A 26,120-nucleotide genomic window follows, 5' to 3' on the forward strand; every position below is an offset into this window, starting at 1 on the left:
ATGCACCAACCGACAGACGAGGAGTGGACGGAGATGCCCCAAGACAGCATTTTGCTATCCGCCGCCAACGCGAAACACGCGTATCCCTGGCTCGCCAAGGAAAACGCCAGCCCTGTGGTCCGAGCGCTGCTGCGCTATCAGGCGACGCACGACATTCAAACCGACCTGCCCAATCTGGACTGGCTGATCGAAAAAACAGACCAGGCCCTAGCCAAGGGCGAAAAATGCAGCCTGATCTTCCTGTTGGTGCTCGGCATCAACGAGATAGGCGAACAACACGGCATTGCGGCAGCGCTGCATGCCCTGCTCATCATCGCGCAGCGCTTGCAGGAAACCATGCAAGATGTGGGCTTGGCCGCCCGCATCCAAGGGGAGCTGTTTGTCGCCGCCAGCGCCGCCCCAGATCCGTTAGCGCTGGCGGAGCGCCTGCGATCGGCTTTGACCCAGCCCCTGGCATGGAGAGGCCATGTCTTCCACCTGGAAGTCTCCATCGGCCTGGCCAGAAGCGAGGATGTCGGCAAGCAGGCGGAAAGTCTGATCCAGGCCGGCTACATTGCGGCCAAGGATGAACTGCTCCATAACCCGCGCGGAGGTGTCCGCCTGTTCACCCAGGAACTTGGCCAAAAACAGGAGCGGCAATATCAAATCCAGGCACGCCTGCCCAGCGCTATCCAGCAAGGTGCCCTATCTCTGGCCTTGCAAGCCAAGGTGGGTGCGCGGGACGGGCGGGTGCACGGCGCGGAGGCGCTGGTCCGATGGCGCGACGCGCAGCTGGGCGACATTTCGCCCGCCGAATTCATTCCGCTGGCGGAACGAAACGGCACCATTACGGACATCAGCCTATGGGTGCTGCGCCAGGCCTTGGCGGAGGCCGCCGCATGGCAGCGCGCGGGACTTAACCTCAGCGTCGCCGTCAATCTGTCGGCGATAGACCTGCAGCGCCCGCAGCTGATCGACGATGTGCGCGCCGCGCTGGCCCAGGCTGGCGGCACGCCGGACATCTTGAATGTGGAATTGACGGAGTCCGCCGTGGCCCAGGACCCGCAATGGGCCATCGAGCAATTGCGCGCCCTGAAGCGCCTGGGCGTAGGCCTGTCGCTGGATGACTTCGGCACCGGCTATTCCTCGCTCAGCTATCTGCGCCGCTTTCCCATCGATACGCTGAAGATCGATCAAAGCTTCGTGGCGGATACCCCGGGCGACACGGACGCCGGCGCCATCGTGCGCGCCATCATCGCCCTGGCCAAGACCCTGGGCATGAAGACCGTGGCCGAAGGCGTGGAAACAGGCGAGCAGGCCCTCTTCCTGCGTAAGCTGGGTGTAGACGAATTGCAAGGCTATCTGTTCAGCCGCCCCTTGCCGCCGGAAACTTTCCTCTCGCTGGCCCAAGGATTTCAGCCTCATACGTGGGCACCCCATGCCTCGCATTAGGCCGCAGCCCGCCCACCATTACTTTTCGGCGCGCCCGTCCTAAGCTGGCTTAGGGGCAGCGCCCATCCCGCGCACGCCCTCGCCGATAGGAATGCCGTCCAATTCCACCCAAGAATCCACGCTTTCACCATGAAGACCTTCAATCACTGCCTCTTGATCGCCGTCGCCACTTTCTTGTTCGCCACCGCTGGCTGCGGCTTGCACGCACTCTTCCATATCGTCGGCGCCGGCTCCGGCGACCTGATACGCTCCATCTCCGCGCTGATCGGCACCCTGTTTTCCATCGTGCTAGGCCTGTTGGTCTCGTCGTCTTACGCCGCCTTCAACAGCCACCAGAGCGACTTCAATGCCCTAGCGGCGGCGGCCGCCAATATCGATCTCTTGCTCAAGCAGTTCCCGGAAGACGCCAAACCATGCCGGACCATGCTGAAAGGCGTCGTGCTGCGGGTATTGAACCGCTACTGGCCCAACAAGCGCGGCGTGTCCTTGCATGAGCTGGACTACAAAGACCTGTTAGGCGACATCGAGGCATTGCTCAGAATCAACACCCATTCAGAGTCATTCCGCAACGTCACCCGCGACGACCTGAACGCCATCCGCCAGTATTCCAATAACTTCATCACCATCCAGTCCAACATCATCCGCAGCCTGTCCAACCAGATTCCGTCCCTGCTGCTGGTCATCGTCTTCGGCTGGGCCTGCCTGCTGTTCTTCCTGTACGGCATACTGAACGGCGGCGATACGCTCTCTTTCTTCATCTTGTGTCTGGGCGCCGTCGCCATCGCCAGCGCCAACTTTCTGATCCTGGAGCTGACCCACCCCTGTCAGGGCATATTCAAGGTTTCCCGCTCCCCCTTCGACCTGCTGCTGGAGTCGCTAGACAAAGAAGAACATGCCACGCCAGACGACTTACCTGCTCCGCGGCACTCCTTCATCTAAAAAAATCAGCGCCCTGGCAGTCCTCCCGCCAGGGCGCTGGGTGCGCCCGCCATCCGTTCCATCCGCCTCCTGCGTGAGCGCAGCGTCCGAGTTCGCTCCCCCACGGACCTGCCTCGCCTCAGGGCATGCGGCGCAGCGCCGATCCGATGTCAGCTGCAGCATCGGTGACGGCCTGGCGATAAGCCGCCACCACATCCTCCACGCCGGCGGCCGCCGGCCGTGCCGAGCGCGTGCAGCCCGCTGCAACGCGCCCATCCGGCCGCCGCTCCACCGTCCAGCACAGCTCCGCGCGGGCGGCCATCCCTATCCCGGCCTGCATGCCGACCAACTGGGCCGAGATCCGGAACATCGGCCCCTTGGCCGGCGCATCCTGCTGATACACATCCACCGCGTTCAAGCCTTCCCGCAGACGCCGGGACAGGGCATCCCGCATCTCCTCCGGCAAGGGCGCGGACCAGAGGTCCCGCTCCAGCAGTTTGAGCCTGCCATTTGCCTCATCCAGCATCAGGTTGGAATGGTTCAGGCGCTCCGGCACCCGCACCGGCGCCACCTCTATCCACATTGGCGCGCCGCCTGGATCGCCCTGAATGCCGTCCCTCGCGGCAGCCAGGGTGTAGTAGCGAGGTTCCGGCGAAGCGCAGCCGCTCAGCAAGACGGCGGCAAGCAGCATGGCCGGCAGACTCCGGCGCGTCGTCATGGCGTATCCCCCTTGCCGCGGACCACGGCTTCCGGGTGGCGCTCCAGATAGTCGGTCAGGGTGCGCAGGGACACAGCCGCTCGCGTCAGTTCCTGCATCATGCGGCGTGCGTCCCGCTGCGTCGGCGCATCCGCCGCCAATAGATGATCCGCCTCGTTCAGCGTCTTGCGAACGTCAAGCAGGGCCGCCGAGACCTGTGGCGCCACATCGCCATGCAACTGCAACACCAACTGATTGGCATTGCCCAGCATCTGGTTCAAGGAAGCCATGCTCACGCGCAACTCCTGGCCGATCTGGTCGAACGGCACCTTGTCCAGCTTGTTCACGATATCCTCCATCTTGTTCTGCAACTGGTCGAAGCTGCCGGGTATTGTGGCCAATTCTGGTATGGCGCCGGAAAAATCGATATTGGCCGGCGGCGCCTTGGGGAAGAAATCCAGTGCCACATAGAGCTGGCCAGTCAGCAAGCTGCCCGTGCGCAGCTGCGCGCGCAGCCCCCGCTTGCTCAGCGCCTCGGCTATGGTCCGGGCATGCTGATCGTCGCCCACATCCTTGCGCTTGAGCCCCATCCTCGACGGGTATAGTTCCACCACCACCGGTAAGCGGAAGGTTTCCTTATCTCGCCGGTACTCAATGCCGATGGAGCGCACCTTGCCAACCTCCACGCCGCGCAAATCCACCGGCGCGCCGGGCGACAATCCGCGCACGGACTGGTCGAAATTCAACACCGCCAGCATGGGCGACATCTCATCCACCGTCTTCATCGCCTCGGTCTGGTCCTGGGCGAGCTGAAACTGGGTATTTTCGTTGGCGGGGGCGGCGCGCCTAGCGTAATCCGGCGTCTGGAAGGCCACACCGCCCATCAGCACGGTCGCCAGCGATTGCGTGTTCACCTTGATGCCGGCGGCGTCCAGCTTGATGTCAATCCCGCTGGCATGCCAGAAACGGGTATCCGCCGTCACCAGCCTGTCGTAAGGCTTGTCGACGAACACGCGCAGCGACAAGTCCCGTCCATCCGGGGATAGCTGGTACGCCACGACCTTGCCAACCTCCACTCGGCGGTAATAGACCGGAGAGCCGATATCCAGCGAGCCCAGGTCCGCCGCCTGCAGGACAAACTGCTTGCCCGTGGCGTCAGTGGTGACCACAGGCGGCACATCCAGCCCGGCGAAGTGCTGCTCCCGCTGCGGCGATCCTCCCGCGTCCACCGCGATATAGGCACCAGAGAGCAAGGTTTCCATTCCGGAAATACCGGAAGCGGCAAAACGTGGCCGCACCACCCAGAAGCGAGCGCCCCGCGAAGCGAAGCGCCGGGCATCCTGGCTCAGGTCAATGGTGGCCGTGACATGTGAGAGATCGTCAGCCAGCCGCACCGCCTTGACCAGGCCGATTTCAACATCCTTGTAACGCACCGGCGTCTTGCCGGGCACCAGTCCCGCCGCCGTGCGGAATGTCACGGTGATCTCCGGCCCACTGACCATCAGGGCATGAATCAACAAGGACAGGCCTATCGCCGCCGCCACGATGGGCACCAGCCAGACCAGGGAAGGCAGCCAGCGGGACGGCCGGCGACGCGCCGGCCTCGGCGGCCTGGGGGAGAAGCGGAGAGTATGCAGTTTAATCATCATCCATATCCAGCAAAAACCATGACAAGCGTGGATCGTCATTCACGATGGGGCGCTTAGGCGCGGCGCAGTTCCGGACAGACACCCCGGAGAAAGCCGTCGGACAAGCCGTCCAGGATGCAAGATCGGCCAGGACGTTCTCACGCCTCCCCACGACCAGCAGGCCAGCCGCGAACGGCCCCTCCCGCGTAACCGGGGGATCCAGCGGCGTAGACGAGTCCATGCGCCAGGCGGTGAAGGCAAACGCGGCCTGGGCCTGCGGGCTGGCGGCACCGTCCTGCCGTCCTGCCGAAGGCAGCAGCAACAAGCCGCACGCCGCGGCGGCAGCAAGCCCGCGCCACCGTCTGCCGCACCAAACCGGCTTGGCCGGACTAGACAGCATCATCGCCCGCGTCCTGCGCGTCCCACAGCAAGCGCGGATCGAAACTACGGGAAGCCAGCATGGTTAGCATCACCACCGAGGCGAATGCGAGCGCGCCGGTGCCCGGCACGATGGTGGCCAGCGCGCCGGCCCTCACCAGCGCCGCCAGCAGGCCAACGACAAAGACATCCAGCATGGACCAGCGGCCGACCAACTCGACCAGACGATAAAGCCGCGTTTGTTGGCGCAAGCGCCAGGTCGAGCGACGACGCACCGACAGCAGCAAGAGGGCCAGGATCATCATCTTCAGCAGAGGCACCACCACACTGGCCGTCAGAATCAGCAAGGCCAGGCCCTGCGCCCCCGATGTCCAAAAATAGATGACGCCGGATAGGATCGTGTCGCGGGATACACCGAAGATGGATTGGGTGACCATGATGGGCAGCAGGTTCGCCGGGAAATACAAAACCAGCGCGGCGATCAGGAAAGCCCAGGACCGCGCCAGGCTGTTCGGTTTGCGATGATGCAGAGCGGCCCCGCAGCGTGGACAAGGACCCTGCTCCCGCTCACGCGGGCTCAAGGCGCCGCAGGCATGGCACGAAATCAGACCCAGTGCCGTCGCAGTGGGCACGGCGTCAGCCGCGCGCGCGCTCATTCCCTCAGCCCCTGTTCCATGGCGCGCGCCCGTTCCAGCTGCCGCCACAGCGTGGGCAGGTCGAACGACAACAGCAGCGCCAGCAGGAAAACCAGCAAGCCGAAGGCCCATAGCGCCACGCCGGGCAAGACCTCGGCCATCACGGACAGCTTCACCACGGTAACCAGCACGCCCACCATGAACACCTCGATCATGCCCCAGGGCCGAACCCACTGGATGCAGCGCAACACGCGCGCAAAACCGCGCGGGATGCGGCGCCGGACCAGCGCCAGCCGCAAGTAGATCAGCAGCAGCAACTCCGCTAGCGGAAACAGGATGGTGGTCACCCCGACCAGGGCGGCCACCGGCGCCATGCCGTCCATATACAGCGCCTGCACGGCGTCCCACAGCGTGGCTTCGACGCGCGTCCCTCTCAGGCTCATCAATACGATAGGGTTGGCATTGGCGATCAGGAATAGCAGCAAAGCCGCAAGCGACAAAGGCAGCTGATGCGCATGATCCAGCCTGGCTTGCCGGTACAGCCGGCCTCCGCAGCGCAGGCACTCCGCGCAGCAACCCGGCACCAGTTCCGTCCGCCGATATACGGCATCGCAGTATTCGCAGGCCACCAGCGAAAGTCCATCCCGCTTCGCCTCCCCGCACCCGCCCTCGCGCCTTGCCATGTTTACGGTTTTCATTGCGGCCATCGCCCCTGTTGCCGTTGGACCAGGCCGCGCTACTCGGCGAAAGCTGCCAGTTTCGTCAGCAAATGCCCCAGGGCGTTCCTTTCGCCATCGTCCAGGGGATCGAAGGCGATATCGGCCAGTTCCCGCAAGCGCAACAACTGCGTCTCAACCATGGCGGTCCCCTGCGGCGTCAATATCAACTCGACTCGCCGCCTGTCGAACTCCTCGCCCTTCTTGCGACATATCCAGCCCTTGCTCACCAGTTCGTCGCAGATGCGCGTCGTATTGGAGCGCCCCTCCCCCAGGCATTCGGCCAAGAAGGTAGGCGTCATGCAGCCGTCGGTTTCGCTATACAGCATCAGCAAGGTGAAGAAACTGACCGGCTTCAGCTGGTTCAGGAACAGCGTCTGGCTCATGCAGGCCATCAGCCATTTCCACAAGTGATCGACTTGGTGGAAAAGGTCTACATTGTGCGGCGTCTCGCATGGCAGACGCTGATTGACCTGGCGTATGCGCTCGGCAACCAGCTTGTACGAACCCGGACCGGGAAGATTGGCGTAATTCATCAGTGTCTTCGCTCGTGATTTGAAGATGCAAACCTGTCCTCTGACATGGCGCCGCACAGCCGCAGCGTGATGAGAGGCCTTCAATTAACTAAACTGCTCAGTAAATTTATAACAAGCAGAAACACCTCGTCAATGCTTAATTAAACTATGCGGTAAAGTTTAGTGGGCTGAAAGGCCTGAATGCGGCAGTAGCCTGAAGGATGGGTCTTTAAACAAATGACAAGAATGGCCGTCTGGCGCTTATGCGGCGTGACATGGCGCCGGCAAGGCCAGTCCTTCGATCAGCGCATCCAGGGTTCCGCGCCACTGCCGTCCCGCATCGCGGGCCCCGCTTTGCCCTCCCCATAGCGAAGCAAACGGCGCCTGCCACAGCAGACCGGTCAGAGAGGCCGCCATCAAGACATCGACGGTCGCATGCGCATCGGTGGGAGCCAGTTCGCCACAGGCGATGCCATCCAGCAAGATGCAGGCGATGGCCGCGCGCATGCGCTGGATCACATCTTCGACAAACAGCCGGGTCAACTCCGGAAAACTGCAGGCTTCCGCGATCAGCAAACGACACAAGACGGCGAACTCCGCGCTGCCCGTCGCATCATTGAACTGCCGGACCACGCCCCGCAAGCGCTCCCGCGCGCCCAACGCCTCCGACGAAGCCACCTCATCCAACCAGCGAAAGCTGCCGGCCAGGCGCAGCCGCACCGCGCTGGTGAATATGTCGCGCTTGCCGCCGAAATACAGATAAGCCGTGCCGCTGCTCATGCCGGCCAGCTCCGCGATATCCTCCATTCTCACGGCGTGAAAGCCTTTGGCCGCAAAAAGCCGGAAGGCGGCTTCTAAAATCTCCTTCGGCCTCGCTTCTTTCTTGCGCTGCCAACGACGCTTGTTTTCCATGCTTGCCACTCCTTGCTCATGACGCCTCTTGTCTATCAGGAAGACAAGAGGCGTCGTTCTGACAAAATCGTCAGTTTCGATTACGATCAGCCTTATCCATCGCTAGAATCCCACCGCCCCATGCACAACACCCCCGACGCCAAACCCATCAACCACCGCACTCTCGTCGGCCAGCAGCGGCGAGAGCGCACGCGACAGAAAATCCTGCAGGCCGCGCTACGCGTATTCGCCCGCAAAGGCGCGGAGGCGCCTCTGATCGATGACTTCATCGCGGAGGCGCAAATCGCCCGCGGCACTTTCTATAACTACTTCCGCACCACCACCGAGCTAACCAAGGCCACGGTGGAATGGCTCAGTGCCGACTTCATCGAATCGATAGAGATTGAGCTGGGTGACCAGCAAGATCCGCTGCAGCGCTTGAGCACCGGCCTTCAGCTCTGGCTGCACAAGGCCGCGCACGATCCGGCCTGGGCCGCCTTCGTGGCACGACCGGAATTCATTCAGGACCTGCCGCTTGACCCCGTGCGCCGGGACCTGCGCGCCGGCAAGCAAAGCGGTCTCTTTCGCTTCCCTAGCGAGCGCGTGGCGCTAGACCTGCTCACCGGCACGCTGATCCTGGCCATGCGCGGCCACGCCAGCGGCGACGCACCGCCCGACTATGTGAAGGACATCGCCGGAATCGTGCTGCAGGGACTGGGCGTGGAGCCGGCCAGCATTGCGGCGGCGCTGACTCGCCCCTTGCCCGCCATGCGCCGCCCCCCGGTCTCGCTGCCCGGAGGCTAACGCTAGTCCATCCACACCACCTCATAGCGCAGACTGAAGCCGGACATCAGCGCATCGATTTCTTGCGCGAGTGGCTGGCGCAGCGGGGGCGGCGCCGCCAGCGAAATGCGGGCGAACACGCCATGCACCGGATGTGGCCCCACCTCCACCTCCCATGCGCCCGCTCGTCGCAGACAGGGCTGCAACAGGTTGCGCAGCACCCGCCGGCTCGCATCATGACGCAACTGCGGCTTGAAAACCTTGCCCACCGCCGTCAGGGGAAGCCGCTCCAGCACAATGATCTCGCCCGGCACCGCCGCGCGCTCCGGAATGCCCGCGCGGGCACATTCCAGCAAGGCATCGACATCGACGTTCTGCCCGGCGCGCAGCTCCACGTACGCCACCGGCAACTCCCCGGCGTAAGGATCGGGCTTCCCCACCGCCGCGGCCAACTGTACCGCCGGATGGCGCATCAGGGCCTCCTCTATCATCGCCGGATCGATATTATGGCCGCCGCGTATGATCAGCTCCTTTTGCCGCCCGGTCAGCCACAAATATCCGTCCGCGTCGCGCCGCGCCAAGTCTCCGGTATTGAGCCAGCCGTCGCAGGCCCACAGCCGGCGATTGGCCTCGTCCTCCAGATAGCCGGCAAACACATTGGGGCCTCGTATCGCCAGCACGCCGATCTCGTCCACTTCGCAATCGCGCACATAGCCGCCCTGCTCGTCCAGGACGATGGGCTGCATCTGCTGGTACGGTATGCGCAAACCTATCGAGCCGACCCGCCGCTCGCCGTCTCGCGGATTGATCGAACTGATGCACGTGCCCTCTGTCAGGCCATAACCCTCCAGTATCCGAATCCCGGTAGCCTGTTCGAACTGGCGGATCAGCGACGCCGGCATCGGTGCCGCGCCGCAGATGCCGAAACGCAGCGAGGACAGATCCGCCTCTCCGCGCGGCACGCTCATCAAGGCCGCATACACGGTGGGCACAGCCGAGAAGGCGGTCACGCGGTAGCGAGCCACCAGCCGCCAGAACTGCTCCAGCATGGCGCGGTGGCGATAGCCCGCCGGTCCGGCCAGCAAGACGCAGGCTCCGGCCATGAAAGGGGCCAACCCTGTGACGATGACGCCATTGACATGAAACAGCGGCAGGCCGCACAGCAAGGTATCGTCGGGCCCCATGTCTACGGCCATCGTGCCGCACCAGGCATTGGCCAGCTGATTGCCGTGGCGGTGCCGCGCGATCTTGGGCATGCCGGTGGTACCGCCGGTATGGAAATAGGCGCACAAGTCTTCGCGTGCGATGCGGCGGCCGCTCAACAGCCTATCCGACGGCTGCCTGGCCAGTTCGTCCTCGAACGAAAGGCCAGCCTTTGACGAAGCCGGCTCGCCGACCAGCAGGATGGCCTGCAATGAAGGTACCCTGTTGCGCAACTGCGCGACCTTGGCCCACAGCTCGGTCCCTGCAGCAGGCCCAAGCGTGACCAGCACCTTGCAGGACACTTCGTTCAGCAAGGCGGCGATCTGCTCCGCTTCCAGCAGCGGATTGATCGCGTTCACAATGCCCGCCGCCTGGCCTCCCCATAGCGCGTAATGCGTTTGCGGCAAATTGGGCAAGAGATACGACACCACATCGGACGGCCGCACACCCAACTCGTGAAACAGGTTTGCCGCCCGCGTGATGTTGGCGAACAGCTCGCTGTAGCTGATGTTTTGCGCGCGCTCATCGACGCTGCCCTTGGGCAGGAAACGCAGCGCGACGGCATCCGGGCGCGTCGCGGCCGCCCGTTTGAAGACATCGTAACAGGAGTCCAGGCCGGCCAGGCGCTGCTCCAGCGCCACGGACTCCAGCCGTTCGATATCGGCAAGATTGCGGATGGCTTGTTCAGGATTCACTTTGCAGCTCCGGCTGTGAAAAGGGGCGGTCAGGACGGGGATCCGGTAAGCGGCGCTGCAGGCGGACCGCGCCCAGATAAAGGCTGAGGCCCAATTCGACATCCAGACAGGCCTCACCATATACCGGGTGACGGATTTCCACACGATAACGCCCGCTGTCGCGCGGCAGACCGTCAAACTTGAAATCGCCGAATCCGTCCGTCTTCGTCCTCTGCAGCACGGCGCCGTCGCGGATCAAGGCCACCTCGCCCCCAGATACGCACTCGGCCGCGCTCCCCGCGCCGCTCACCGCACTGCCTCCCAGGAAACACTGGGTAAAACGGTGCAAATGACGGTAATAGACGCGCGGGCGCGTACCCCATTCGGCCTGCAGCACCTCCAGTTTTTCCTTGCTCGCGCGGGCGCCCATCTCCTCATCGGACAGTTTCACCGCCTGCATGGCGCCGGTGGGACAGGCCTGGCAACAGCGAGGCTCTCGCCAGCCCTGGTCCAGCAGATGCGCGTCGAAGATCCAGATTTGCGGCAGCGCCCGCTCCTCATTCCAGTGCATGGATCCATAAGGGCAGGCATCCATCAGATCCCGCCTTCCCTTGGCCAGCACGGGATCGATAATGACAATCCCATCGGCACGCTTCCTCACCGCTCCCTTGCCCTCCGCCACGCAAGGGGCGTCGTCGCAGTGATTGCACATGAGGGGAAGATAGGCTGCGTCCACCATGGGCGGCATGCCTCGCGCCGTGCTTTCTATGCGTATCCACGCCCCGCCGCGCGCCTGTGACGCCGCATAGACCGGATAATCATTGCCCACATGCTCGTCCTGATTGCTCAGCACGCAGTTGCCGCAGTTATGGCACCGCTCGACGTCGATGATCAGATTCCACTTCTTCATGGCGCCGCTCCCTGCGCCGCCACGATCCGGTGATGTTGCTCACCCAGATCTAGCCTACAATCGTCGGTGCGGATGGAAGCCACCATGGCATCGCCCGGCCGCAGATAGCGCCGATTGCCTTGTTGCGCCTTCAGGAACAGCGCCCACTTGCGTCGCTCCGACATCAACGCCCTCAACGCCCACGTCAATACCTTGCTCTTGGGCGCCACCGCCGCGCAGCCGGCCGGCGTGCCGGTGGCCAGCAAATCGCCAGGGAACAGGTCATGCATGCCGGCCAGTTCGGTCAGCGTCTGCGCCGGTTGGTAGATCATCTCGCGGCAGTAGCTGTCCTGGCGCAGTTCGCCGTTCACCGCCAAGCGCAAGCGCAACTCGCCCAGGCGGCGCCATTCTTCCGGCGTCGGAAACACCAGATAAGGGCCAACGGGGCCGAAACCGCGATAGCTCTTGCCCTTGTAGAACTGAGTTTGCGGCAACTGGACGTCGCGCGCGCTGATATCGTTCACCAGGGTCAGCGCGGCGGCATACTCATGCAGATTGGCCTCGTGGATGGCGACCGGGCCATCGATGCGGCGCCGCAATACCACGCCCAGCTCCACTTCATAATCCAGGAGTCGCACATGGCCGGGCCGCGCGATGTCGCCGCGGGCCGCCATGATGCACGAAGGTGCCTTGGTGAACAGGGTATTGAACGGTATCTTGTCGGGATCCATGCCCGATTCGCGCACATGGCAGCGGTAATTAAGACCCTGGCAGAGAAACTGCTGATTGGCGGTGACCGGCGCCAGCAGCTCCAAGGTCTCCAGTTGCAAGTCCGCGCGTGCGGGCGTAAGCGCGCTCGCCTCCGCCAGCCCATGCTCAATCAAGTCCCCCGTCGAGGCATAGTCGCCGCTCAGCCGCGCCACCCGGTCTCCGTACAAAACGCCCCAGCCGGGCTCGCCGTCGGCTTGCTTGAAACGCACTATCGTCAATGCCATTGCCATCTCTCTCCTCATTTCATCCAGGGCCGCGCCGGCGCAGATAGCGCCGCGCCCAGCAGTTTGAGTCGGACCAGGCTCAGCTTGCCGCGTAACAACAAGCCGGCGGCGCGCCACAAGGTAGTCAGATTCGGCTTGGGCAGCATATGGGGCGGCACATCGTCCCCCCACATCCAGACGCCTGCGGCATTCATCGGACTGTAGCGCGGCGCGTGATCGGCAGTGAACAGATCTCCGTCGGCGTAATGCTCATGCTCCGCTCCGTATGGATCGAACCAGTAATCGAACAGCTGGCTGCCCAGCGAATGCCGGCCTATGCCCCAAGCGTGCTGCCAGCCTCGGGCCCGCAGATACTGGCTGCCCTGCCCCAACGCATCCAGGTCCTGCACTTCGTAAGCGCTGTGTTCATAGCGGTTGACCAGCCCGCCCGCGATCACGATGCTGTGGTGGTCGGCTGGCGTCCCTCCGCGATTAAAGCGGAAAAAAATCAAGTTTGGACTGCCATCAGGCAGATACAGCACGTCAGTAGGCAGCAGGCCGAAGTGGCGCATATACCAATTGGTCAAACCGTTAAAATCCGTGGCCTGGAACACCACATGACCCAGCTTGGCCACGCTGGCAGCGCCAAAACGCGGGCGCACCGTAGCGTTCACGCGCGGCGAATCCACGGGGGTATTGACCGGCGGACGGCTCTCCAGTAGCGGTCCGGCCTGCCCGTGGTCGCGTCCCGCCAACACCCATACCTCATGTCCCAGTGGGTCGGTCAGGCGCACGGCCCGTCCCCCGCCCGGCATCTCGAAATGGTCGACCGGAAATGCTCCCGCTTGCTGAATTAAGACATCCAGGCCATTCGGATCGGCCAGCTCCAGTCCCAGTCCGACGAAGCGCGCGGTCTTGCCGCGGCGCAGCACATAGCAGCAAGCCGGGCTGGCGCCGCCGCGAAAATACATGACATCCGCATCGCATCGGATCAATTGCAGGCCGAAGTCGAGAAGAAAGCTGGCGCTGCGATCGAGATCGGGCCGCTCGAAAATCAGAAAAGCCAGCGCGTCCGCATTTACCAAGGCCGGAGGCCGCTGCACCGGCTGCACAAAGGCCGGCAGCCTGTCCTCTGGACACTCCGGCAGGATGGACGGAAACGGTGCCTCGTCCATCGCCTCGCGCAGCGTGGCATTCATCGCGTGCAAACTGGTCATGCTGCAGTCTCCATCCATTTTTCCACCTCCACCAAACAGTTGCTGGACGCCATACCCGAACTGCCCTTGACGATGGGCCGCGGAGACGTCAGCAGGTTGACACAGCCGCCGCGGTCTATCATGCCGCCGTCACGGTCGGGAATCGGGTCGTACACCGCGCTGGATTCGAAGGCCTTCAACATGCCCGGCGCGATCAGCGGCGTGACTTCAGCTGCGCACAGCACCGCGCCGCGTTCGTTGAACACGCGCACCAGATCGTGATGGGCGATGCCCCGCGCTGCGGCGTCCTGCGGACTGATGCGCAAGACCCAGTAGTAGTGTCCGTCTTTCAGGATGCGATGCGCCGCCAGCTCGTTGACGAAGCTGTTCTTGCCGTCGCTATAGGTGTGGAAGCTGTAACGCGGGTGGCTGGACAAGAGCTGCAGCGGAAAACGCGCAAAGCGCTCCCTGTCCACCGGCCCCTCCGGCGAAGGAATATAGAGATTGAGCGCCTGCCGCTCCGGATTGTCCGCGCAAGCCCGCCGCAGCGTGGTGGCGGAGAACTCTATCTTGCCGGATGGGGTCTGCAGCCCCTTGCCGAAGGCATCCGCATATTGCGAGGGCAAGGGCAGAGGTTCCGGCACGTCCTTGTGGCGGTCTTCGGCATACCAACGGAAATAGGCCGGCTCTCTTTGCGCCTCGGAGGGCGCGGGTACCACGTAATAGCCCTTGCGTAAAAATGACTGCCAGCTGATATGGAGGGGCAGGTCCGAAGAGTCGAACACGCGTTTGCACCAGTCCAGCTCACCGCATCCCTCGGAAAACACCGCGCCCAGCCCCATTCTTTGCAGGATTTCCAGGAAAATCTGGTAATCCGACTTCGACTCCCCCAGCGGCTCGATGCACTTGTGCTGCATCACGATCATGCGGTGGTTGAGTTGTTCCTGGATATGGTGGCCATAGGCGCCGGCGCCTGCCCACTCGCCGATATCCCATCGCTCCAGCATGGTGCAGGCAGGCAGGATCACGTCTGCGAACTGAGTCTCGCCCTCATCCCAGATGGACTGGTTGACCACGAACTCCAGCGACGGATGTCGATAGGCTTCGACCATGCGCTGGGAGTTGGCCATCGTGCCAAACGAAGACGCACCGTAACGATACAACATGTGCACACGCGAATGGCCCGGCAGCGGATACTCGAAAGGCACGAATTGGGCCTCCAGCGAGACGCCGTCCCAGTAATACCCCGTGCTCTTGCCCTCGATGATGGCGTCGGCCAGTTTCTGCCGCGGAATCATCTGCTTGACCGGGTTCATGCTCAGCACATGCGGCATGCGGTTGTAGTTGCTGATGGCCGTCGCCGTCCAGTGCAGGTCGCCGGAAATCCCCCCCTCGGCATAACCGGGGAAATAAAAAGTCATGTCCAGCGGCGTGGCCATTTGCAGATTGCCGAAGTTGACGCCCGGCTTGCCCCAACCCTGCATCGCCATCAGCAGAATCATGGAGCGCGCCCACTGGGTGCCGGTGGGATTGCGGCCGGCGCCTCCCAGCCCCTGCCCGCCTCCGCCCGCCGCTAGATAAGTCTTGCGCCTGGCCCATTGTCGCGCAAGGGCGCGGACATCCCGCGCAGGCACGCCGGTCTCTTCCTCTTGCCACTCCGGCGTTTTTGCGACGCCGTCGCTCTCGCCCAGCAGATAAGCCCGCCACTCGTCGAAACCAGTGGTTTTGCTCGCCACATATTCGCGGTCGTACAGGTCCTCGCTGACCCACACCTGCATGATGGCTAATGCCAGAGCCGAATCGCTTCCCGGCCGCAAGGGAATCCAGCGTCCGCCCAGCAATTGCGCCGTCGGGTTGCAATGCGGATCGATGTGGATGAATTCGATGCCGAGGTCCTTGGCCCAGAGGCGCCGCTGCGTGCCTTCGGAACCGGCGTAACAGCCGCTGGTGGTTTCCGGGTCGCTGGACCAGAACACGATCTGCTCGCACTGCTGCAGGCAATCCTCCACCAGACCATAGGCCCCCGGGGTGCCCAGCCGCATGCTGTTGCCGTAATGGTGCTGGGCGCCCCAATACCATCCCTCCCAACTGTCCGGGTTCAGATGCACCCGGGTATAGCCGATCAAATTGCCAAAGCGCTGCAAAGCCGACAGGTAATAACCGACATTGCCCCACTGATGGTGGGAGCTGTGGTAGATGGCCACCGCGCCGGGGCCGTGCTCTCGCTTCATCCGCTTGATCTCGGCAGCCACCAGGTCAAGCGCCTCTTCCCAGCTGATGCGCACATAGCCGGATTTACCGCGGTTTTGCGGATTGCGTTCGCCATGCGGGTCAAAATCGACGCGCTTCATCGGATAGAGCAGGCGGTTTTCCGCATAGACCATGGAGCGCAAAGCCAGCGCGTGCGGACTGACCGTCGCGCGGCGCTGCGGCGTGAAGCTCCGCTTCAAGGTATGAATGGTCCAACTGGGCGCGTCGCTCTCATCCAGGTCTATGGGCGTGGTGCGGACGATTCGCCCCTCTTTCACGTAGACAAACAGCGGCCCGCCATTGGTCGTGGTGCAATAGCGCTGGCTGCCGTCGCGCTGGGGCAAACCCATCTGCAGCGTTGCCGTCTGCAGCGTGTTCATGAGCTGCATGAACCAGACCACCAAATCATCCCGCCCCTGCACCATGACCTTGAAGTGCTTGGCCGCATGGACGATCTTGGTCTGATCCGCCGGCGGTTTCATGAAGTCGAGAGCGGTAGCCACGTCATGAAACACGATGGCGACGTCCGGTGCGGGGTGCAGGCCGGCAAAAGAGCGGACCTTGCCGCCGCGAAGGCAGTAATACCTCCCTATGCTGCCGTCTTTCAGACAGATCTGCGCCACCAGATTGCGTTGTCGCAGCCGCTTGCGGAAGTCGCGGCTGCGGGCAGCAGTCACCGTGAGCGCGGCGGACAATCCCAGCAAGATGCCCTTCAGTAGTGCACGCTTCATGCTTCTCCTCATTTTTTATGGCGTTTCACGAGCGCCCGGTCTGAGCCGGATCAATTCAGTCTCGTAAAATTGAACACAAATGTCAACTTGACAAAAAAGTTCAATTACTGAAAATTAACTACACGTCGCAAAGACGGCGCCAAATAATCAGGAGGAAGAGATGAGAAAGCGTTCATGCGCCCTGCTCGCCGCCATGGCTGCAAGCGGCATAGGACAATCAGCCTGGGCCTCTGGCTACCAATTTGACGTGCAAAGCGTGCGCGCGCAGGGCAGCGCCAACGCCAGTTCGGCCGAGGCTGCCGACCCCTCGACCATTTTCTATAATCCGGCCGGTCTGACCTGGCTGAGCGGCACGCAGCTCACGCTGGGCGCCACGGCCGTTGACCCGCACTCCCACTTCAGCAGCCGCGCGGGGAACACCGCTGACGGCCTGGCCATTGCGCCGGCCGATGCCGGCGGCAGCTATGCCAAGCAAGCGGCCATCCCGCATGGTTATCTGTCGCATCAGATCAATGACAAGCTGACCCTAGGACTGGGCCTGTTCGTGCCGTATGGGGCGAAGATCAGCTATGACGATAATTTCATCGGCCGCTATTACGGCAATCATGTCGACTTCAAGTCGCTAAACATCAACCCTTCGCTAGGCTTCCGCTTAAGCGACCGCCAGAGTGTGGGGCTGGGACTCAGCGCGCAGTACCTGGACATGGAGCTGGGCAAGAATCAGGACCTTGCCTCTCTGGCCTATGGTCTGTGCCAAAGCAGCGGCAACGGCGCCGCCACCTGCCAAGCCGGCGCGGCGGCATACACCGGCTTGCCCGATGCCCGGGTCCGCGTCACCGGCAGCAACTGGAGCTATGGTTTCAACGCAGGCTACCTGTTCGCCAATGAAGACGGCACGCATATCGGACTCGCCTATCGCTCGCGCATCCGGCAAACCCTGCACGGCGATGCCCGCTTCACCTTGCCGGACGCCCTGCCGGGCGGGGCCGCCTCCCCCGTCAATGCCGGCCTCTGCACCGCCCTGGCGGATGGCAAGGCGTCGATAGATGTCACCACGCCGGAAAGCCTGTCGCTCAGCCTGTTCCGCCCCATGACGCCGCGCTGGTCCCTGATGGGCGACTTGAGCTGGATCCGGCACGATCATTTGCAAGACGTTGAAATCGACATGCCCACCGCCCTGTTGCCGGACCGCAAAATTGTTTATCAGACGGCATGGCGCAACAGCTGGCGCGCCTCGCTGGGTGCTGACTTTCTGCTGAACAGCCGCTGGACGCTGCGTGCGGGCTATATGTATGACCAGTCGCCAACCACGGGCGCCAACTACGCCCTCACCGTATTGCCCGACGCGAACCGCCAGATGTACTCGTTGGGCGCCAGTTATCGCCTCACCGCGCGCGACACCGTGGACCTGGCCTACAGCTATTTGAAACTGCAAGAGGCCCCAGTCAATCGGACCGATGACGACTACCTAGCCAACAATGGCACGCCTGGCACCCTGACGGGGCAATACCACACCCACGTCAATTTGCTAGGCTTGGGATTGACCCACCGATTCTGAGGCCGAGGCCCCTCCATCCCGACAGTCAGTCACACATCAATAGCGATGGCGCACCCAGAATGCATGCCCTGTGCTACCCCTTCCCCATGGTTGATCCTGGTTTTTTCTTGCAAGGCTTGCCCGCTTGCCGATGACTTAAACAGGGCGGTTTCAAGAATCAGGTGCAATGCGTGAAGTCGGATAAGTCATTCTCTGAGGTTGGGCGCAGATTTCGGATACCAAGCGTAGCCAGGTAAACTGGCATACGGAGGTTCCGATGTACAAGATTCCACGGCAAAGTTACATCGCCGAATTCAAACAAGAAGCCGTCCGGCAAGTTGAGTCTGAAGGCAAACCTCAGGCCCAGGTTGCCCGTGAACTGGGCATTGCCGAGCAGACGCTCGCCAACTGGTGCAAAGCCCACAAGGCCGGCAAGTTGACCGGCGGCACGGGCAAGCCGATCACGTCCGAGCAGATGGAGCTCTCTCGTCTGCGTGCGGCGCTGTTGCATAAATCCTGAACAGGGCGAGCCCCCCCTTTCCCCAAACGGATTTACGCCATCGCCACCGTGCACGGACGGCCCAGCATGCTGAAGCGGTTCAAGATGGCAGCACGTACCTGCCGCTCTGCCACTTCGCCATCGAAACACCGGGCCATCACCCTCTCACGGCGCTGTTGCACAAATCCGGAACAGGGAGAGGCCCCCCTTTCCCCAAACGGATTTACGCCACCGTGCACGGACCGCCCAGCATGCTGAAGCGGTTCAAGATGGCAGCACGTACCAGCCGATATTCTTGCTTTAAGCAACGTGAAGCATCAGCGCTCGCGCCCCGGCTTCCACAGCACATCGGCCACCCCGCCTTCTCGATTGAGATAGCGCGCCAGCACGAACAGAAAATCGGACAGGCGGTTCAGGTAACGGCGCAGCGGCTGGGAGATCCCCTCCTCTCGCGCCAGGGCAACCACGGCGCGTTCGGCGCGGCGGCAAACCGAGCGCGCCTGGTGGGCCAGCGCCGCGCTGCGCAGACCGCCCGGCAGGATGAACTCCTTGAGCGGACCCAGCTCCTCGTTCATGAAGGCCACCAGAGCCTCCAGGGCCTGCACGTGGCTGTCCTGGATGGCGCTGTAGCCTGGCACGGCCAGCTCCGAGCCTAGATCGAACAGATCGTGCTGCACCTCGGCCAGCCATTGCGTGATCGATTCCGGCAGCGGGTCGGCCAGCAGCACGCCGATGACGGAGTTGAGCTCGTCCACATCCCCCAGGGCCTGAATGCGCGCGCTGTCCTTGGCCACGCGGCTGCCGTCGCCCAGGCCGGTGGAGCCGTCATCCCCGGTACGGGTGACTATTTCCGATAATCTATCACTCATGAAGCATCCTCATCCTTCGCGCCGACTCCGGCGTCGTTCAATGCCTGGCGCAGGCTATCCTTCAGCGCGTCGCCGAACAGCATTTCGTAATCTTCCTTCAGCTGGTGCATCATGCCGGACAGCATCTGCTTGGCTTGGACTTCAATCGCGTCCTGCAGCCATAGCGACAGCTCCACCTTCATGCGCGGCAGCATCTTGTCGTAAAGCGCCTGGTACAACGCCTGCTCATCCAGCGGCGGAGGAGACCGAACCGGCGCCGCAGCGGCGGAGGTCAAGGCGGCCACCTGCACCACGGACACCGCGGACGCCGCAGCCGCGGCTGCATCCTGGGTGGGCGCGGCATGGGCTTGTCCCCGCTGCAACAGGCCAGACAAGGCCGGCATATCTTCGTCGGGCAAGCGCGCCGGCGCCGGCACGGCCTCGTACAAATCTGACACGCCCTCGGCCCAAGCGTCGGCGTCGGCGGCTGGACTTGCGGTCGCAGGTTCGTCCGACGTTTCGTCATGAGTCAAGCCCTGGAGCAGACCCGGCGGCAAACCCGCGTCGTCCGCCAAGGCGTCCGGCTCAGCATGCGACACCGCGTCCGCGCCGGCCATCGCATCGCCCCCCAGCTCCACCGCAGTCTGCGCTTGCGGCTCAGGCTCATGCTGCGGCGGCGCCACCGGCTCAAATGCAGACGGCGGTTCCGCGGTCGTAACGGCACCATGATCTGCCAATTCGGCGGCCAGTTCTGCGTCCGCAGGCTCTTCGGACAAGACCTGCGCTGCCACGGTTTTCGTGGCCTCAGCCGTCACTGCCACGGCAGCTTCATCCACGACGGACAGAGGCTGCGCGGCCGCGTCTTCGCTCGGTTCAGCAAACGCGGCCTCTTCCGCCGCCCTTTCGGCATCCGGCGCACCAGCCATTTCAACGTCAAGATCCGGCAAAGGCGCAGCCGCTTCCTCGCTTAGCAAGGCGCCTGGGTCGGACAAGGCGGCTTGGCCATCCGGCACGGCGAGCGCCCTGTGCTCATCGCCTGCCGGAGAAGCGTGCGGCATGACATCGTCAGCCGGCTCCGGCGCGCGGACTTCCTCGACGAGCGCCTGCTCGACCGGCGCCTCGGGAATATCGGCCACGTCCGGAGCGGACACGGCCAAGGCTTGCGCCTCGCTCGCCGCCTCCGGCTGCGACTCAGGCTCATCGTCTGCAGCAAACTGGCCAAACGCGTCCAGTTCATCGGCCAGCGCGGCCACCGTCTGCCCTTCATCCTGCTCTGGCGTTTCCTGCGCATCCGCCGCCACCGGCCCAGGCCCGGCGATCGGCTCGGACTCCACCTTGGCGGCCAACTGCGCGCGCTCTTCCGCCAACACGCGCTCCGCCTCTTGCAACACATCCTGCAGCGAAGGCGCTGTCGGCTCCGGCTCCGCGACAGACGGACTCTCCGGCCGGGGTAAATCGTTCAGCCATTCCAGTCCGGTTTCCGGGGCCGGCTCGCGTCCTATGCCGCCGCCCAGCACGCCGCTGGGCAAGCTATCCAGCGAGATGGAAACAAATGGCGCCGAAGCGGCCTCTGCAACCGACGCTTGCTCGGATTCGGATTCGGATTCGGATTCGGGCTCTGGCTCTGGCTCTGGCTCTGGCTCTGGCTCTGGCTCTGGCTCTGGCTCTGGCTCTGGCTCTGGCTCTGGCTCTGGCTCTGGCTCTGGCTCTGGCTCTGGCTCTGGCGGCAGCATGATCGCTTCAGACTCGATGTCCAACGATTCGACAAGCGCTCCCGCCTCGGGTGCGGGCGATGGCGCCGGTTCCTCAGTGGAAATGGATTCGACGGGAGGGAGTTGCGCGGCTGCAGCCACGACATCGTCCCAGCTCAGTTCATCCTCGGCCGGCAGGCTTGGCTCGGAGGGGGACGGCTCAGCTAACTCGCTGGCCGGGCTTGCCAGATCAGGGAAGGGCGTAAGCTGGACATCCTTGGCGTCGACAAACGCTTCCAGCCCGGCCGCCGGTTCGCGCGGCTGCAGCACAAAGTCCAGCGCGGTCGGCTCGTCGAGCGAGCCGACATCCGTCAATTCCAGCGAGGGCAAGGCGCTGAAGTCCAGCGCCGGCGGCTCTGCCGCGGCGGCCGGCGCTTCGCTCGCCAACAAATCCTCCAGCGTCAGCTCCGGAATTTCCAGCGCCACGCCGCCTTCGGCAGGGGCATCCGCCAGCTCGTGCGCCAGCAGGTCCAGTTCGCTGGAGAAATCGAACTCCGGCACCTCGACGGCCTCTTCGGCCAGCGTGGGCACCGGCTGTTCTTCCACCACCTCAGTCAGGACCGGCAAATTGAATCCGGACCAGTCTGGCTCATTGGCTTTCGGCGACTCAGTCATGTCTGCGTTTGACTCATGTCGTGATGTTCGATGGTGCAGCCGCGCTCGCGGTAGGCGCGGAAGCGTTCGCGGGCGATGGCCAGCGAATCGGGGTCGCGCCCCACGATTTCAAGAATGCGCTCAAACCGCTCAAATGCATAGGGCACATCCGCCCCCAGGTTCAGCAGAACGGGATGCGCCAGATCATGCGGCAGGCTGGCCGCCAGCCATATCGGCGTGTCCGCCGCCTCCGGCGCGCCCAGCCGGCAATGCGGCACGAAGCGGGTATCGCCGAAGCTCCACAGCCGGTTGCTGAACACCTCGACATCGCGTTCGCTGTCGAGCCAGATCAGCAACCGTTCTTTCTTACGTTGCACCGTATCCGCCAACCGGCAGGCAAAAGCCTGCGGGTCGGCGACATGGGTGTAAAAATCAATCTTGGTCATCTTCCGCCACTTCGGGCGCCTCGCGGCGCGGACGACCGCGACGGACGACGTTGCCCAGCGCGATGTCGGCGCGGTCTTGCAGGAACTGCACCAGGAGCGGCACCGGACGCGCAGTGGCGCCCTTGTCCTTGCCGCCCTTCCAGGCGGTGCCGGCGATGTCCAGATGCGCCCAATCGTAGGCCTTGGCGAAGCGCGACAGGAAGCAGGCCGCGGTAATGCTGCCGCCCGGGCGGCCGCCGATATTGGCCATGTCGGCGAACGGGCTCTTCAACATTTCCTGATATTCATCCCACAGCGGCATGTGCCAGGCGCGGTCGGCCACTTCTTCGCCTGCGGCCAGCAGTTCGCGGGCCAGGCTGTCCTGGTTGCTGTACAGGCCGGTGGCGATATGGCCCAGCGCGATCACGCAGGCGCCGGTCAGCGTGGCGACGTCGATCACCGTGGCCGGGTTGAAACGTTCGGCATAGGTCAGCGCGTCGCACAGGATCAGGCGCCCTTCGGCGTCGGTGTTCAGGATTTCAATGGTTTGGCCGGACATCGAGGTGACGATGTCGCCCGGCTTCACCGCATTGCCATTGGGCATGTTTTCGCAAGAGGGCACGATGGCGACGATGTTCAGCGGCAGGTTCATTTCCACCGCGGCGCGGAAAGCGCCCAACACGGTGGCCGCGCCGCACATATCGTATTTCATCTCATCCATGCCCTCGCCCGGTTTCAGCGAGATGCCGCCGGAGTCGAAGGTGATGCCCTTGCCCACCAGCACGATGGGCTTGTCGTTCTTGTCCTTGGCGCCTTGGTGCTTGAGCACGATCAGGCGCGGCTCTTGCTCGCTGCCCTTGGCCACGGACAGGAAGGAGTGCATGCCCAGCTCGGCAATTTCCTTCGGCCCCAGTACTTCCGCTTCCGCGCCAAAGGCCTCGGCCGCCTTGCGCGCTTCCTCGCCCAGATAGGTCGGCGTGCACACATTGCCGGGCAGGTTGCCCAGGTCCTTGGCCAGGCGCATGCCGTTGCCTATGGCCAGCCCGCGCTGCAGGCCTTTCTCGCCGTCGGCCAGGTCGCTGCGGCGCGGCACGGCCAGCGTCAGCTTGCGCGGCTCGCGCGCGGACTCATCCTGCTTGCTCTTGAAGCGGTCGAAGCGATACAGCGCGTCCAGCGTCACCACGGCGGCCTGCTCTATCATCCATTCCACATCGTGCTTCTTGACCGTCAGCTCGGTCAGATAGCTCACGGCTTCGCCAGCGGCGGTCTGGGTCAGGGCCTTCACCGAGGCGCGCACCGCTTCGCGGTACTCCTTGGCGCGGAATTCGCGTTCCTTGCCCAAACCGACCAGCATCACGCGGTCGCACAGGGTATGCGGCACCGAATGCAGTACCAGCGTGCTGCCCAGTTTGCCCTCCATGTCGCCATGGCGAATCACGTCGCTGATGAAGCCGTTGGAGATGCGATCAAGCAGGTCGGCGGCGAAAGTCAGCTTGCGGGATTCGTAAACGCCGACGATGACGCAGGCGACGCGCTGCTTCTCCGGGCTGCCGCTTTTTATGTTAAATTCCATAGGTACTCCGCTGTAGAACGAGTGTCGTCGCCCACCTCATGACGGCCGTCTAAGCTCGGGGAAGACGGACGGCTAGGCCGCCGGTGAACGCGGGATTGTTGTTTAATCCGATTTTGCCGGAAATGGCGCTTCAGAATTGTCTCATCGAATTATCACAATGCTTTTCACAAAAAGTCAAAAAGGCACTGAATAAATGGTTTTCCACAAAAGCCTGACACGCGAGTTGACTTTCACCGCCCTGGGCGTCTTCGTCGTGTTGCTGGCCATCATTGTGTCCACCCAGGCCATCAATATGCTGGGCCGCGCCGCGGAAGGCCAGATCGCCAACGAGGCCATTACCGCGCTGATCGGCTTCTGGACGCTGGGCTTTTTCCCGGTGCTGATGATCCTCACCGTTTTCGTCAGCGTGCTGGTGGTGCTGACGCGCACCTGGCGCGATCACGAAATGGTGGTATGGCTGTCTTCCGGCCTGTCGCTGCGCGACTGGATCTGGCCCATCATGCGCTTTACCTTGCCGCTGGCAGTGCTGGTGGCCGGCGTGACGCTGTTCGTCGGCCCCTGGGCGGACCAGCGCAGCCAGGATTACGCGGAAATCATCAAACGCCGCGAAGAAATCTCCGCCATTTCCCCCGGCGTCTTCAAGGAATCGTCTTCCGCGACAAAGGTTTACTTCATTGAAAATTATTCCGGCCTGAACAGCGCGGCCACCAATATCTTCATGCAGGACATGACCGACGGCAAAGTCAGCACCATTTTCGCCAAGCGCGGCTACATCACCACGCAGAAAGACGGCGAACGGGCGCTGGTGCTGGAGGACGGCAAGCGTTATGTGGGCGAGCCGGGCAAGGCCGACTATCAAGTGGGCGAGTTCAAGCGCTATATCGCCAGCATAGGCGAAAGCCAGATCAGCACGGGCCCGGCCGGCAACCGCCAATCCATCCCCACCCGCGTGCTGCTGGGCAGCAACAATCCGGAATACCGGGCCGAGCTGGCCTGGCGCCTGTCCATGCCCATCAGCTGCATCGTGCTGGCCCTGCTGGCCCTGCCGCTGTCCTATTACAACCCGCGCAGCGGCCACACCTATAACCTGCTGTTTGCCCTGCTGTTTTTCTTCGCCTACCAAAACGGCCTGACGCTGGCGCGCAACTGGATCGCGCAGGGCAAGGCCGGTTATTGGGCGGTCGCGCTGGTGCACGGGCTGCTGCTCTTGCTGGCGCTGGCGCTGCTCAAGCATCGCAACCGGCCACAACAACCGTTTGGCCAGTCGCTGGCCAAAATGTTCGGCAAAAACTGACACGACCAAGCAATGAAACTGATCCACCGCTACATCATCAGCACGCTGACCCAGTCCACGCTGTTCACCCTGCTGGCGCTGCTGGGCCTGTACGGCTTTTTCGACCTCCTGGGCGAAGTGCCCGCCCTGGGCACGGGCAATTACAACGCCACGGCCATGGCCACCTACGTGGCGCTGCTGATGCCGGGACATGCTTACGAACTGATGCCGCTGGCCGTGCTGATAGGGGGCATGGTGGCGATGACCCAGCTGGCCAGCTCCAGCGAATACACGGTGATCCGCACCTCCGGCGTCACGCTGAAGCAGATTGCCTCCACGCTGCTCAAGTTCGGCCTGGGCTTCGCCATTCTCACCATCGTGCTGGGCGAGTTCATCGCCCCGTGGTCCATGCAGGAGGCCGAACGCGGCAAGCTGACCGCCACCCACTCCATCATCGCGCGCGAATTCCGCTCCGGCACCTGGGTCAAGGACAACCAGAACTTCATCAATGTGCGTGAGATGCTGCCGGACAACACCCTGCTGGGCGTGCGCATCTACACCTATGACCAGAACTTCAAGCTGGTGCGCACCCGCCTGGCGGAGCGCGGCACCTACTCCAAGCAGGATCACAGCTGGCAGCTGGAGAACGTCAAGGAAACCACCCTGGCCGCCGACCACACCAGCAGCGCCTTCTACCCCAGCCTGAACTGGAAATCCATCGTCGAGCCGTCCATTCTGTCCGTGCTGCTGGTGGTGCCGGAGCAGATGTCGGCGCTGAACCTGCTGACCTATATCGAGCACCTGAAGAAGAACAAGCAACAAACCCAGCGCTATGAGATTGCGTTGTGGAGCAAGCTGTTCTACCCGCTGGCCTGCATCTCGATGGCGCTGGTGGCCCTGGCCTTCACGCCGCAGCAGCGCCGCCACGGCCAGCTGGGCATCAAGCTGTTCGCCGGCATCTGTCTGGGCGTGACCTTCCACTTTGTCAACCGCCTGTTCGGCCACCTCGGCCTGCTGTACGACTGGAACGCCATCCTATCCGCCACGCTGCCCACGCTGCTGTTCTTCCTGGGCGGCCTCGCCATCATCGCGAAACAGGAAAGGCGCTGAT

Annotated in this window: 21 protein-coding genes and 2 pseudogenes; 7 read left to right on the forward strand and 16 right to left on the reverse strand. The window is 63.2% G+C overall.

The features are described 5' to 3' along the window. Together FYK34_RS08645 and FYK34_RS08650 are read left to right on the forward strand one after the other, a co-directional pair. Nucleotides 1-1,431 carry a putative bifunctional diguanylate cyclase/phosphodiesterase gene (locus tag FYK34_RS08645; protein ID WP_149295993.1) on the forward strand — a complete coding sequence of 477 codons (1,431 nt, stop codon included), beginning with the start codon at nucleotides 1-3 and terminating at the stop codon, nucleotides 1,429-1,431. A gap of 129 nt (nucleotides 1,432-1,560) precedes the next feature. Next, the gene (locus FYK34_RS08650) at nucleotides 1,561-2,370 is read left to right on the forward strand and encodes a bestrophin-like domain (RefSeq protein ID WP_149295994.1); all 810 of its coding nucleotides are present in this window, start codon (nucleotides 1,561-1,563) and stop codon (nucleotides 2,368-2,370) included. Between the two features lie 118 nt (nucleotides 2,371-2,488). On the opposite strand, the gene FYK34_RS08655 is transcribed toward FYK34_RS08650, so the two are convergent. The 6 genes from FYK34_RS08655 to FYK34_RS08680 all read right to left on the reverse strand — a co-directional run bounded on the left by FYK34_RS08655 (nucleotide 2,489) and on the right by FYK34_RS08680 (nucleotide 7,830). After that, a complete protein-coding gene (locus FYK34_RS08655; RefSeq protein WP_149295995.1) occupies nucleotides 2,489-3,067 on the reverse strand; it encodes a PqiC family protein in 579 nt (192 codons plus the stop codon). Then, complete coding sequence (locus FYK34_RS08660) at nucleotides 3,064-4,692, reverse strand: PqiB family protein (RefSeq protein WP_196782661.1); 1,629 nt, start codon at nucleotides 4,690-4,692, stop codon at nucleotides 3,064-3,066. The genes FYK34_RS08655 and FYK34_RS08660 overlap by 4 nt, the downstream gene beginning before the upstream one ends. A gap of 371 nt (nucleotides 4,693-5,063) precedes the next feature. Next, nucleotides 5,064-5,708 (reverse strand): paraquat-inducible protein A, encoded by a 645-nt coding sequence (locus FYK34_RS08665; protein WP_149295997.1) that lies wholly within the window; start codon nucleotides 5,706-5,708, stop codon nucleotides 5,064-5,066. After that, nucleotides 5,705-6,385 (reverse strand): paraquat-inducible protein A, encoded by a 681-nt coding sequence (locus tag FYK34_RS08670; protein WP_149295998.1) that lies wholly within the window; start codon nucleotides 6,383-6,385, stop codon nucleotides 5,705-5,707. Before FYK34_RS08670 ends, FYK34_RS08665 begins: the two co-directional genes overlap by 4 nt. Nucleotides 6,386-6,423: 38 nt before the next feature. After that, nucleotides 6,424-6,939 (reverse strand): MarR family winged helix-turn-helix transcriptional regulator, encoded by a 516-nt coding sequence (locus FYK34_RS08675; RefSeq protein WP_149295999.1) that lies wholly within the window; start codon nucleotides 6,937-6,939, stop codon nucleotides 6,424-6,426. Nucleotides 6,940-7,179: 240 nt separating this feature from the next. Continuing rightward, a complete protein-coding gene (locus tag FYK34_RS08680; RefSeq protein ID WP_149296000.1) occupies nucleotides 7,180-7,830 on the reverse strand; it encodes a TetR/AcrR family transcriptional regulator in 651 nt (216 codons plus the stop codon). 120 nt (nucleotides 7,831-7,950) lie between these two features. Between FYK34_RS08680 and FYK34_RS08685 the strand changes: the two genes are divergently transcribed. Beyond that, a complete protein-coding gene (locus tag FYK34_RS08685) occupies nucleotides 7,951-8,613 on the forward strand; it encodes a TetR/AcrR family transcriptional regulator (RefSeq protein WP_168209689.1) in 663 nt (220 codons plus the stop codon). A gap of 2 nt (nucleotides 8,614-8,615) precedes the next feature. Here FYK34_RS08685 and FYK34_RS08690 read toward each other — a convergent pair whose 3' ends face one another. From FYK34_RS08690 to FYK34_RS08710, 5 genes are read right to left on the reverse strand one after another with little or no spacing between them, the layout of a single operon-like run. Beyond that, the gene (locus tag FYK34_RS08690; RefSeq protein ID WP_196782663.1) at nucleotides 8,616-10,490 is read right to left on the reverse strand and encodes an acyl-CoA synthetase; all 1,875 of its coding nucleotides are present in this window, start codon (nucleotides 10,488-10,490) and stop codon (nucleotides 8,616-8,618) included. Further along, nucleotides 10,480-11,379, reverse strand: coding sequence for a 4Fe-4S dicluster domain-containing protein (locus tag FYK34_RS08695; protein WP_149296003.1), 900 nt, complete (start codon nucleotides 11,377-11,379; stop codon nucleotides 10,480-10,482). The genes FYK34_RS08690 and FYK34_RS08695 overlap by 11 nt, the downstream gene beginning before the upstream one ends. After that, a complete protein-coding gene (locus tag FYK34_RS08700; RefSeq protein ID WP_149296004.1) occupies nucleotides 11,376-12,353 on the reverse strand; it encodes a fumarylacetoacetate hydrolase family protein in 978 nt (325 codons plus the stop codon). Before FYK34_RS08700 ends, FYK34_RS08695 begins: the two co-directional genes overlap by 4 nt. Nucleotides 12,354-12,367: 14 nt before the next feature. After that, nucleotides 12,368-13,549: a VOC family protein gene (locus FYK34_RS08705; RefSeq protein ID WP_196782665.1), complete on the reverse strand. Its 1,182-nt coding sequence runs from the start codon at nucleotides 13,547-13,549 to the stop codon at nucleotides 12,368-12,370. Beyond that, a complete protein-coding gene (locus FYK34_RS08710; RefSeq protein ID WP_149296005.1) occupies nucleotides 13,546-16,509 on the reverse strand; it encodes a molybdopterin-dependent oxidoreductase in 2,964 nt (987 codons plus the stop codon). Before FYK34_RS08710 ends, FYK34_RS08705 begins: the two co-directional genes overlap by 4 nt. Before the next feature lie 160 nt (nucleotides 16,510-16,669). Between FYK34_RS08710 and FYK34_RS08715 the strand changes: the two genes are divergently transcribed. Next, nucleotides 16,670-18,067, forward strand: coding sequence for an OmpP1/FadL family transporter (locus tag FYK34_RS08715; RefSeq protein WP_149296006.1), 1,398 nt, complete (start codon nucleotides 16,670-16,672; stop codon nucleotides 18,065-18,067). 256 nt (nucleotides 18,068-18,323) lie between these two features. Further along, nucleotides 18,324-18,545, forward strand: a pseudogene (locus tag FYK34_RS08720) (transposase); the annotation flags it as partial. 53 nt (nucleotides 18,546-18,598) lie between these two features. On the opposite strand, the pseudogene FYK34_RS08725 reads toward FYK34_RS08720, so the two are convergent. The 5 genes and pseudogenes from FYK34_RS08725 to FYK34_RS08745 form a co-directional block, all read right to left on the reverse strand. Further along, nucleotides 18,599-18,712 (reverse strand): annotated as a pseudogene (locus FYK34_RS08725) (IS5/IS1182 family transposase); the annotation flags it as partial. Between the two features lie 150 nt (nucleotides 18,713-18,862). Beyond that, nucleotides 18,863-19,414: a cob(I)yrinic acid a,c-diamide adenosyltransferase gene (locus FYK34_RS08730; RefSeq protein ID WP_149296008.1), complete on the reverse strand. Its 552-nt coding sequence runs from the start codon at nucleotides 19,412-19,414 to the stop codon at nucleotides 18,863-18,865. Then, a complete protein-coding gene (locus FYK34_RS20700) occupies nucleotides 19,411-21,711 on the reverse strand; it encodes a hypothetical protein (protein WP_196782667.1) in 2,301 nt (766 codons plus the stop codon). The genes FYK34_RS08730 and FYK34_RS20700 overlap by 4 nt, the downstream gene beginning before the upstream one ends. A gap of 44 nt (nucleotides 21,712-21,755) precedes the next feature. Further along, nucleotides 21,756-22,184, reverse strand: coding sequence for a DNA polymerase III subunit chi (locus tag FYK34_RS08740; RefSeq protein ID WP_149296009.1), 429 nt, complete (start codon nucleotides 22,182-22,184; stop codon nucleotides 21,756-21,758). After that, nucleotides 22,171-23,736: a leucyl aminopeptidase gene (locus FYK34_RS08745; RefSeq protein ID WP_149296010.1), complete on the reverse strand. Its 1,566-nt coding sequence runs from the start codon at nucleotides 23,734-23,736 to the stop codon at nucleotides 22,171-22,173. Before FYK34_RS08745 ends, FYK34_RS08740 begins: the two co-directional genes overlap by 14 nt. Before the next feature lie 193 nt (nucleotides 23,737-23,929). Here FYK34_RS08745 and lptF point away from each other — a divergent pair, with 193 nt between their 5' ends. Continuing rightward, nucleotides 23,930-25,030, forward strand: a complete 1,101-nt coding sequence (gene lptF / locus FYK34_RS08750) for an LPS export ABC transporter permease LptF (RefSeq protein WP_149296011.1) — start codon at nucleotides 23,930-23,932, stop codon at nucleotides 25,028-25,030. Between the two features lie 12 nt (nucleotides 25,031-25,042). Beyond that, the gene (gene lptG / locus FYK34_RS08755; protein ID WP_149296012.1) at nucleotides 25,043-26,119 is read left to right on the forward strand and encodes an LPS export ABC transporter permease LptG; all 1,077 of its coding nucleotides are present in this window, start codon (nucleotides 25,043-25,045) and stop codon (nucleotides 26,117-26,119) included. Nucleotide 26,120: the final 1 nt, after the last annotated feature.

The organism is Chromobacterium paludis, from assembly GCF_008275125.1.
Classification (GTDB): domain Bacteria; phylum Pseudomonadota; class Gammaproteobacteria; order Burkholderiales; family Chromobacteriaceae; genus Chromobacterium; species Chromobacterium paludis.